Below are 9437 nucleotides of genomic sequence, written 5' to 3' on the forward strand. Positions count from 1 at the left end.
CGACGTCCGTGCCCTCGACGGCGCGGCGGACGGCGTCCCGGTCACCGACGTCGCCCTGCACGATCTCGACCTGGCCGGCCCACGGCTGGTCGCGCAGCTTGCTCGGCGTGCGGACCAGGCAGCGGACCGCGAACCCGGCCGCCAGCAGCTCCGGCACCAGCCGGCCGCCGATGTAGCCGGTCGCGCCGGTGACGAGTGCGAGGCGTGGCATGACGCCAAGCCTCCTCCTCGTCGGCCCTGGCCGCTGGACGCCGCAACGCTTGCCGCACCGGGCTTGCTCAGCTCAACCCGCTCGGGGTGCCGTTTCGACCGGTTTGAGGTGAGCAACGCGGGCGGGAGTGAGCAAGGGGTCAGACGGTGCCGGCGATGGTGCCGCCGGAGGCCGGAGTGCCGGCAACCGGCGGGTAGACCGCTGGGGCCTGCACGCCGGCCGCGTCGAAGGCGCCCTTCACGCGCTCGCGGATCGCCCGCTGCACGCCCCACTGCTGGTTCGGCTCCGTCTTGGCGACCACCCGCAGGGTCACCGTGGAGCCGGTGAGCTGCTCGACTCCGGCGACCGTCGGCTCCTCCAGCAGGACCCCAGCGAACGCCTCGTCCTGGTAGAGCGCCTGGACGACGTCGCTGATCAGCTGCTTCGCGCGCTCGATGTCCTCGGCGTAGGCCACCGGGATGTCGACGATGGCGGTGGACCAGCCCTGGCTCTTGTTGGCCACCCGGGTGATCTCGCCGTTGCGCACGTACCAGGCCACGCCGCTGCCGTCGCGCAGCTTGGTGATCCGCAGCGTGACCTCCTCCACCACGCCGACCGCCTCACCGGTGTCGATCAGGTCGCCCACGCCGTACTGGTCCTCGAGCAGCATGAAGATGCCGGAGAGGAAGTCCTTGACCAGGCTCTGCGCGCCGAAGCCCAGCGCGACGCCGCCCACGCCGGCCGAGGCGAGCAGCGGGCCCAGCGGGATGCCGAAGATGGACATCACGGTGAGGACCACGATGAGGGCGATCACGAACGTGACGATGCTGCGCAGCAGCGAGGCCATGGTCAGGGTCCGCTGGCGGTGGCGTTCGTGGGCCGCGCCTGTCGCCAGAGCCAGCACACTGCGAGCGCGCCCCGGCTCCGTCTCACGACGGGCGTCGGACTTGGCGAGCGTGACCTCGACGATGCGGCCGATGGAGCGGATGAGCAGCCAGCGCAGCACGAGGGCCACCACGACGATGGAGACGACCATCAGGGGTCGGCCCGCGAACCAGTCCCAGACGCGCATGGGGGTCGACTCGGCCGTGTGCAGGACGCCCGAGGCGGTCAGGTCAGGCATCCGCGTCCCTGGCCTGGGCCGTGAGCGCCCGCGCGATGCCGTCGCGGTTCTCGGCGACCAGCCTCAGCAGGCCGGCCGGCGCGTCCGCGTGGGCGTCGAGCCACTGCTGGCTCGCCTGGAGCAGCTCGGCGCTCGCCAGCACCGTGGGGTAGTAGGTCACCAGGATCGCCTCGGCGATGGCGTGCGTGCGGCTCTGCCACACGGACAGCACCGCGTCGTGGTACTTGGCGACGTACGGGCGCAGCACCTCGGGGTCGTTGGCCTGGGTGAAGCCGAGCCCGATGGCCTCGACGATGCTGTTGGTGAGGGTGTCGCCCTCGACGCCCTCGGCCCAGGCCTTGGCCTTGGCCTCGGCCGTCGGGCGCGACGCCCGCGCCCGCGCGGCGCGCTCGCGACCGGTGGCGGTGTTGTCCCGCTCCTGCTCGGCCGCGATCTCCGCTTCCGTGGCCTCGCCGCAGGCCGCGAGCGAGGTGAGCAGCGTCCACCGCAGCTCGGTGTCCACGGCCAGGCCCTCGAGCTGCTCGGTGCCTTCGAGCAGGGCCCGCAGGTATGCCGCGTCGGCGCCGCCGCGCTGCAGCGCGGCGTACGCGCGGACGAGCTGGAACTGGGCGTCGCTGCCGGGGTCCGCCGCCTCGGCGAGATCACGCAGTGCGGATGTCGTGGCCGCGAGGGTGGCGTCGCGGTGCTGCGGCGCCACGTAGAGGCGGACCGCCGACTGCAGCTGGCCGAGCAGCGTTGAGATCAGGGTCGAGTCGGTCTCGCCGGGCAGGGAGGCGAGCACCAGCCGGGCGAAGTCGCGGGCCGGGATCTCCGCATCGCGCGTCATGTCCCACGCGGCGCCGAGGACCAGCGCCTTGGGGAGGCTGTCCTCGAAGCCCAGCGGGTAGGCCAGCGCCGTCGCGAGCGAGCGCTCGTCGAGGCGGATCTTGGCGTAGGCGAGGTCGTCGTCGTTGACCAGCAGCAGGTCGGGCGCGGCGCGGCCGACGAGCTGGGGCACCTCGGTGACCTCGCCGTCGACGTCGAGCTCGATCCGGTCGACCCGCACCAGGCGCTCCTGCTGGACCTCGTAGAGGCCGATCGCCAGGCGGTGCGGGCGTAGGGTCTCGAAGCCCTCGGCATACGTCTGCTCGATGGCGGCAGAGGAGATCCGGCCGCGGTCGTCGATCTCGAGGAGGGGACGCAGGGTGTTGACGCCGGCCGTCTCGAGCCACAGCTTCGACCACGTGCCGAGGTCGCGGCCGGAGGTGCGCTCGAGCTCGCCGAGCAGGTCCTGCAGCGTGGTGTTGCCCCACGCGTAGGTGGCGAAGTAGGCGCGTAGGCCCGCGACGAACGGCTCACGCCCGACGTAGGCGACCAGCTGCTTGAGGACGGAGGCCCCCTTGGCGTAGGTGATGCCGTCGAAGTTCACCTCGACGTCCTCGAGGTCGCGGATCGGAGCCACGATCGGGTGCGTGGACGACAGCTGGTCCTGCCGGTAGGCCCACGACTTCTCCGCGGCGCTGAAGGTGGTCCACGCGGTGCGCCACTGGGTGGCCTCGGACTGGCAGGTCGTCGAGGCCCACTCGGCGAAGGACTCGTTGAGCCACAGGTCGTTCCACCACTTCATGGTCACGAGGTTGCCGAACCACATGTGGGCCAGCTCGTGCAGCAACGTCAGGGCCCGACGCTCCACCAGGGCCTCGGTGACCTTGGCGCGGAAGATGTACATCTCGTTGATGGTGACAGCGCCGGCGTTCTCCATCGCGCCCATGTTGTACTCGGGGCTGAAGAGCTGGTCGTACTTCTCGAACGGGTACTCGCAGTCGAACTCGTTCTCGAAGAAGGCGAACCCGCGCTTGGTGCAGTCGAAGATGTTGTCCGCGTCGAGGTGCTCCAGCAGGGACTGGCGGCAGTAGATGGCCAGGGGCACCGTGCCTCGGCGCGACTCCACCTCGTCGCGGACCACCGCGTAGGGACCGGCCACGAGCGCGGTGATGTAGCAGGACATCCGCGCTGTCGCGGCGAACGCCCAGGTCGCCACCCCGTCACCGGCCGGCGTGGGCTCGGGGGTCGGGGAGTTGGAGACCACCTGCCAGTGCGCGGGGGCCGTCACGGTGAACGCGAAGGTCGCCTTGAGGTCGGGCTGCTCGAACACGGCGAACATGCGGCGTGCGTCGGCCACCTCGAACTGCGAGTAGAGATAGACCTCGTCGTCCACCGGGTCCACGAACCGGTGCAGCCCCTCGCCGGTGTTCATGTATGCCGCGGTGGCGTCGACGGTGAGGGTGTTGCGCTCGGCCGTGGTCGGCAGGGTGATCCGGGCGCCGTCGAAATGGCTGGCCGGGTCGAGAGCCTCGCCGTTCAGGACGATGGACTGCACCGACGGCGCGAGGAGGTCCACGAACGTCCCGCTGCCAGGGGCGTGGCTGGAGAAGGTCACCGTCGTGGTGCTGCGGAAGGTCGACTCGGAGGTGGTGAGGTCGAGTGCGACCTCGTAGTGGTCGACGGAGACGACGGCCGCGCGGGCGGAGGCCTCGTCGCGGGTGAGGTTCTTGCCGGGCAAGGAGTACTCCTGCAGCGCTGGGGGTGGGTGCTGGGGGTGGTGATCGTGGGTCCTCGCCATCCTTGCACGGGCGCTGGCCGCGCAAGGAGCCGCTTTCCCCTCGCCCCGCCGGAGATGGCAGGATTGAGGAGTGACTGCTGACACGACCGACCAGACCACCACGAAGCGTTCCTCCGCCGAGTTCTGGTTCGACCCCCTCTGTCCGTGGGCGTGGATGACCTCGCGCTGGATGATGGAGGTCGAGCAGGTCCGCCCGGTGGACGTGACGTGGTCGGTGATGAGCCTGTCCGTCCTCAACGAGGGCCGTGAGCTGCCGGAGTCCTACCGCGAGATGATGGACCGCGGCTGGGGGCCGGTGCGCGTGATCGTCGCGGCGGCCGAGCAGTACGGCGACAAGGTGATCAAGCCCCTCTACGACGCGATGGGCACACGCATCCACCTCGGCGGCGAGAAGGACTTCGCCGCCGTTCTCGTCCCCTCCCTGGAGGAGGTCGGCCTCGATACCTCGTTGGCGCGGTTCGCCGACAGCGACGCCCACGACGAGGTGCTGCGGGCCAGCCACCAGCGCGCCATCGACCTTGTGGGCGACGACGTGGGCACCCCGGTGATCTCCGTCGAGGGCGAGACGTTCTTCGGACCGGTCGTGAGCCCCGCTCCCAAGGGCGAGGCTGCTGGACGGCTCTGGGACGGCTGCGTCCTGGTCGCCGGCACGCCCGGGTTCTACGAGCTCAAGCGCAGCCGCACCGTCGGCCCGATCTTCGACTGAGCAGGAGAGCACCCATGCGCGTTCACATCGGCGGCGACCACGCAGCGTACGAGCTGCTCGGTGAGCTCGTCACGTTCCTCGAGTCGCAGGGCCACGAGGTCACCAACCACGGTCCCCACGCCTACGACGCCGAGGACGACTACCCCGTGTTCGTCCTGCGCGCGGCCGAGGCCGTCGCCGCCGACCCCGAGTCGCTGGGGGTCGTCCTGGGTGGCTCGGGCAACGGCGAGCAGATGGCCGCGAACAAGGTCAAGGGCATCCGCGCCGCACTCTGCTACAACACCGAGCTGGCGACCTTGGCCCGTGAGCACAACGACGCCCAGGTCATCGCGATCGGCGCCCGCATGACGGCCGTCGAGGAGGCCACGTCGATGGTCGCGGCCTTCCTCGACACGCCGTTCTCGCAGGCGCCGCGCCACCGTCGTCGCCTCGACATGGTGACCGCCTACGAGACCGACGGCACCCTTCCGCCCCTGAGCTAACCGGCATACCGGTCATACCCGGACGACCCGAGCGTGACCGCCGACCTGAACTGCGGATCTACCCGGTGGTCGACCACCCTCGCGTTAGGCTGACGGCGGCGTGACGGGCTGAGCCCGCCGCGCCGCCCCTTCTCCCGCCTGCCAAAGGACCTCGTGGACGTCGACCGCACGGCGCTGGGCCGCAGCCCCATGCTGTTCCGGCTGCAGCGGGCCCGGCCCCGGTGGGGGCGTTGGCGCGTCCTCGCCACTGCCGTGGGAATCGTCGCGTTCACCGCCGTGCTCTGCTGGTCGATGACGCGGTGGCCGAACTACGTGCCCTTCTCGGCCTACATCCCCGTTGCGGTGGTGGCCGGCCTGTTCCTGCCGCCCTCCATGCTCGCCCTGGTCGATGTCAGTGTCCTCCTCGCCGCGTCCTACACCGTCTTCGACCGCGGGATTCTGGCGAGCCTGCTGGCCGCGTGCGCGATATTGGGGACGGTCATGGTCATCATGTTCTGGGTGGCGACCAGCCGAGCCCGGCTCGGAGTCCAGGGCAACCTGGGTGAGTCGATGCTGGTGGACCTGCGAGACCGGCTGCGCCTGCAGGGCGAGCTGCCCGAGCTGCCGGACGAGTGGGGCGCCGAGCTGGCCGTCCTCTCGGCCTACGGCGACTCGTTCTCGGGCGACTTCCTCGTCACGAGCGCGACGGGGTCCCGGCTCGAGCTGGCGCTCGTGGACGTGTCGGGCAAGGGCATGGCTGCGGGCACCCGGTCGCTGCTGCTCTCGGGCGCGTTCGGAGGGCTGTTGGGGTCGATGCCGGTCGACCGGTTCCTGGGCGCCGCGAACTCCTATCTCCTGCGTCAGCACTGGGACGAGGGCTTCGCGACGGCTGCCCACGCCGTGATCGACCTGGAGTCCGGCGAGTTCAGCCTCGGGTCGGCCGGTCATCCTCCGCCGGTGCGGTTCTCGGCCGGCTCGGGGCGCTGGGAGGTCCTCGAGAACGACGAAGGGCCTGCCCTGGGGGTCACCGAGGGGCTGAGCTTCCCGCGGACGGTCGGCGTACTCGGCCACGGGGACGCACTGCTCCTCTACACCGACGGCGTCATCGAGGCCCGCAACCGGGACCTGCGCGACGGCATCGACCGCATGCTCGGGACGGCGGAGCGACTGCTCGGAGGCGGCTTCGAGGGGATGGCCGCGAAGATCTGCGCAGCAGCCCGGGCCGGTGAGACCGACGACCGTGCGGCCGTCCTGGTCTGGCGCCGCTGACCCGTCAGAAGTCAGGCCTGCTGGCTGGCCACCCGCCGGGTGATGTTGGCGCACTCGACGCACACCGACTCGGGGATGACCCCCAGGCGCATCAGCCAGCCGAAGACGACACAGCCCACGCAGATGCCGCCGATGGACTCCAGCGCGGGGAAGACGACCATCACGATCCCGATGAGGACGACCGGCACGGTGGTGCCTGCCAGCCAGAGGACGGTGGCGGCCACGGTGAGCACTGCACCGATGGCGGCGGCGAACCGCTTGGGCGGGCCGGCCGTGTAGCGCGGCTGCTGCGTGACGCGCGGCCGGACGAACCGCTGGACGAACCGGGCGACTGGGCTGGTCGACGGCCCCCATCCGGAGCGGAGCACGAAGTCGACGGCCAGCACGGCATACAGCCACCACTGGTGGAAGGCGAGCGCACCCACAGCGAGCACGAGCACCACACCCGCGATGAGCCGGACGGTGACGTCGTCGACGATGTTGGGGAAGCGGGAGATACGCATACGTCCCATTATGGGTCACATAAGAACGGGTTATCCACCAGTGTCCACGAGCCGGCCCACGGGGCGCTCAGCGAGCGGCGCGCGGCACCTAGGCTGGGCCCGTGGAGACGACGGGCCGAGTGCGCAGCTACAACGCCCGGCGGGGACGGCTCTCCGCGCTGACGCTCGACCGGATGGCACAGCTCGGGCCCGGGCACCAGATCCCCGACGGGCCGCTTGACCCGGTGGCCGCGTTCGGGCGAGACGCCCCCGTCGTCCTCGAGATCGGGTGTGGGCACGGTGCCGCGGCGCTGGCGTATGCCCAGACGCACCCGGACCAGGACGTGCTGGCGGTGGATGTCTTCGTGCCGGCCCTGGCCCGCATGCTCGCGGAGGCGCAGCGTCGCTCGCTCTCGAACCTGTGGATGCACCAGGGCGACGCCGTCCAGCTGCTGGAGGACCGGATCGCTGCGGCGTCGCTCGCTGCGGTCCACCTGTTCTTCCCTGACCCCTGGCCCAAGGCTCGGCACAGCCGGCGGCGGTTCCTCTCCGCGCACACACTCGACCTCGTCGCGGGCGCGTTGCGTCCAGGCGGCCACCTTCTGGTGGCGACCGACCACGAGGTGTACGCCGCGCACGCCCGGTCCGAGCTGGGCTCGCATGGGCGGTTCGTCGTGACCGAGGGGGAGCGTCCGCCGTGGCGGCCGCTGGACGGGTTCGAGGCCAAGGGCCTGGCAGCGGGACGGCGCATCACCGAGCTCCGCGCCATGTGTGTCGAGCCGTGAGCGGGTGACGAGAATCGAACTCGCGTAGCCAGTTTGGAAGACTGGGGCTCTACCATTGAGCTACACCCGCGTGGATCAGCGAGCCGCGCACGGGCTGCTGTGTGGGCTGCTGATCCGAGGCGTTAGCCTAATGCCCGCGATCGCGTGGGCTGAAATCGGCTCGCCGCCCGCGGGGTATGGCGCAGGTTGGTAGCGCGTCCGCTTTGGGAGCGGAAGGCCGCCGGTTCAAATCCGGCTACCCCGACAGTCCCGGCGACGGCTAGATGCCGTACCGCTCCAGCACACGCAGCCAGATCTCGCTCATGGTCGGGTACGACGGCACGGCATGCCACAGGGTCGTCAGCGGCACCTTGCCGACGATCGCGACCGTGGCGGCGTGCACGAGCTCGGCGACGTCCTGGCCCACGAACGTGGCGCCCACGAGGACCCCCGCGTCCTCGTCGACGACCACGCGCAGCTGCCCCTGGTAGCCCTCGGCTTGCAGGCCCGAGCCTGCTGCGGCGTCCATGGGCACGTCGACGACCCTGACCCGTATGCCGCGCTCGCGTGCTTGCTGCTCCGTGAGCCCCGCGCTGCCCACCTCGGGGTCGGTGAAGACCACCTGCGGCGACCCCAGGTCCGTCGCGAACGGCACGGTGGTCCTCTGGTCAGGCTCTCGGCCGGTCGCCCGTGCACCGACGAGGTCCCCCGCGGCGCGCGCCTGGTACTTGCCCATGTGCGTGAGCTGAGCGATCCCGGTGACGTCGCCCACGGCATACAGCCAGGTCTGGTCGCCCGCGACGCCTGCCACCTCCATGTGCTCGTTGACCTTCAGGTAGCCCTTCTCGTCCGTAGTGGCTCCCACTGACTCCAGCCCGAGGTCGGCAGTGGCCGCCACACGCCCCGTGGCCACGAGCAGCTCGTCAGCCAGCAGGGTGCTGCCGTCGTCGAGCTTCAGCGTCACCTCGCCCGAGGGGCCGAGCCGCGACACCGACGCCGCCGAGGAGCCGAACCGCAGGTCGACCCCGTCGCGCCGCAGCGCCTTCGCGACCGCCTCACCGGCGAACGGCTCGGCCCGCCCGAGCAGCGCCGAGCGGGACAGGACGGTGACCGTGGACCCCAGCGCCGCGTAGACCTGAGCGAGCTCGCACGCCACGACGCCCCCACCGAGGACAGCCAGCCGGTCCGGGATGTGTCGCGAGGTGGTGGCCTCCCGGTTGGTCCACGGTCGTGAGTCGGGCAGCCCCGGGATGTCCGGTACGAAGGAGCGGCTCCCCGTCGCGACGATGACCGCGTGGCGCGCTTGGAGCCGACGGCCGTCCACCTCGACGGCGCGCTCGCCGTCGAGCCGGCCGACGCCGCGCACCAGGGTGATGCCCGTCGAGTCGAGCCACTGGACCTGACCGCCGTCGTCGAAGGTGTCGCTGGTGCCGACCCGGTTGACCCACGCGTCACGCCGTGCGAGCACGCCCTCAGGGTCCAGCCGCGCGCCCACCGACCCCTGCACCCGCTGGGACGCCCGGGTCGCGTGGATGGGGCGCAGCAGCGCCTTGCTGGGGGAGCAGGCATAGAAGCTGCACTCGCCACCCACGAGATGCCGCTCCACGATCGCCACGGTCAGCCCGGCCTTGCGGACCCGGTCCGCGGCGTTCTCACCGACCGGTCCCGCACCGACCACGATGACATCGAACTCGTCGCTCATGCAGACAACCTAGGCGCGTCGGACGCCGGTGTCGCCGTCAGGTTGAAGCTAGAAGGCGCTTGTCCCGTTCGGGGTGCCGAGCCCGGTCGGTCCGTCCCACCCCGCCTTGGCCGCGCACCATGAGGCGCAGGTGCCGTT

The 9437-nt window shown here is 71.1% G+C and carries 9 protein-coding genes and 2 tRNA genes; 5 read left to right on the forward strand and 6 right to left on the reverse strand.

Annotated elements, in window-relative coordinates; genetic code table 11:
- From VGN50_RS09640 to pepN, 3 genes are all read right to left on the reverse strand, one after another.
- A partial coding sequence (locus VGN50_RS09640) for an NAD(P)H-binding protein (RefSeq protein WP_327444548.1) occupies positions 1 to 211 on the reverse strand: 211 nt, incomplete at its 3' end.
- Positions 212 to 350: 139 nt separating this feature from the next.
- Complete coding sequence (locus VGN50_RS09645; protein ID WP_327444549.1) at positions 351 to 1313, reverse strand: mechanosensitive ion channel family protein; 963 nt, start codon at positions 1311 to 1313, stop codon at positions 351 to 353.
- The gene (pepN, locus tag VGN50_RS09650) at positions 1306 to 3855 is read right to left on the reverse strand and encodes an aminopeptidase N (RefSeq protein ID WP_327444550.1); all 2550 of its coding nucleotides are present in this window, start codon (positions 3853 to 3855) and stop codon (positions 1306 to 1308) included. Before pepN ends, VGN50_RS09645 begins: the two co-directional genes overlap by 8 nt.
- Before the next feature lie 130 nt (positions 3856 to 3985).
- Here pepN and VGN50_RS09655 point away from each other — a divergent pair, with 130 nt between their 5' ends.
- The 3 genes from VGN50_RS09655 (at position 3986) to VGN50_RS09665 (ending at position 6351) form a co-directional block, all read left to right on the forward strand.
- Positions 3986 to 4621 (forward strand): disulfide bond formation protein DsbA, encoded by a 636-nt coding sequence (locus VGN50_RS09655; protein WP_414694590.1) that lies wholly within the window; start codon positions 3986 to 3988, stop codon positions 4619 to 4621.
- 14 nt (positions 4622 to 4635) lie between these two features.
- Positions 4636 to 5103 carry a ribose-5-phosphate isomerase gene (locus VGN50_RS09660; protein WP_327444551.1) on the forward strand — a complete coding sequence of 156 codons (468 nt, stop codon included), beginning with the start codon at positions 4636 to 4638 and terminating at the stop codon, positions 5101 to 5103.
- 153 nt (positions 5104 to 5256) lie between these two features.
- Positions 5257 to 6351: a PP2C family protein-serine/threonine phosphatase gene (locus tag VGN50_RS09665; RefSeq protein WP_327444552.1), complete on the forward strand. Its 1095-nt coding sequence runs from the start codon at positions 5257 to 5259 to the stop codon at positions 6349 to 6351.
- 11 nt (positions 6352 to 6362) lie between these two features.
- Here the strand turns inward: VGN50_RS09665 and VGN50_RS09670 are convergent, their stop codons facing one another.
- The gene (locus VGN50_RS09670; RefSeq protein WP_327444553.1) at positions 6363 to 6854 is read right to left on the reverse strand and encodes a DUF4395 domain-containing protein; all 492 of its coding nucleotides are present in this window, start codon (positions 6852 to 6854) and stop codon (positions 6363 to 6365) included.
- A 101-nt stretch (positions 6855 to 6955) separates the two neighbouring features.
- Here VGN50_RS09670 and trmB point away from each other — a divergent pair, with 101 nt between their 5' ends.
- The gene (gene trmB, locus VGN50_RS09675; RefSeq protein ID WP_327444554.1) at positions 6956 to 7618 is read left to right on the forward strand and encodes a tRNA (guanosine(46)-N7)-methyltransferase TrmB; all 663 of its coding nucleotides are present in this window, start codon (positions 6956 to 6958) and stop codon (positions 7616 to 7618) included.
- Here the strand turns inward: trmB and VGN50_RS09680 are convergent.
- Positions 7618 to 7688, reverse strand: a tRNA-Gly gene (locus tag VGN50_RS09680). The genes trmB and VGN50_RS09680 overlap by 1 nt on opposite strands.
- A gap of 100 nt (positions 7689 to 7788) precedes the next feature.
- Between VGN50_RS09680 and VGN50_RS09685 the strand changes: the two genes are divergently transcribed.
- Positions 7789 to 7862 (forward strand) — tRNA-Pro (locus tag VGN50_RS09685).
- A gap of 15 nt (positions 7863 to 7877) precedes the next feature.
- On the opposite strand, the gene VGN50_RS09690 is transcribed toward VGN50_RS09685, so the two are convergent.
- Positions 7878 to 9299 carry an NAD(P)/FAD-dependent oxidoreductase gene (locus tag VGN50_RS09690; protein ID WP_327444555.1) on the reverse strand — a complete coding sequence of 474 codons (1422 nt, stop codon included), beginning with the start codon at positions 9297 to 9299 and terminating at the stop codon, positions 7878 to 7880.
- Between the last annotated feature and the right edge of the window lie 138 nt (positions 9300 to 9437).

The organism is Pedococcus sp., from assembly GCF_036000045.1.
Lineage (GTDB): Bacteria > Actinomycetota > Actinomycetes > Actinomycetales > Dermatophilaceae > Pedococcus.

Bases quoted from the DNA above. Each gene is read 5' to 3' on its own strand.
- VGN50_RS09660 (WP_327444551.1), top strand. From the start codon at position 4,636: ATGCGCGTTCACATCGGCGGCGACCACGCAGCGTACGAGCTGCTCGGT.
- VGN50_RS09690 (WP_327444555.1), bottom strand. From the start codon at position 9,299: ATGAGCGACGAGTTCGATGTCATCGTGGTCGGTGCGGGACCGGTCGGT.
- VGN50_RS09645 (WP_327444549.1), bottom strand. From the start codon at position 1,313: ATGCCTGACCTGACCGCCTCGGGCGTCCTGCACACGGCCGAGTCGACC.
- VGN50_RS09670 (WP_327444553.1), bottom strand. From the start codon at position 6,854: ATGCGTATCTCCCGCTTCCCCAACATCGTCGACGACGTCACCGTCCGG.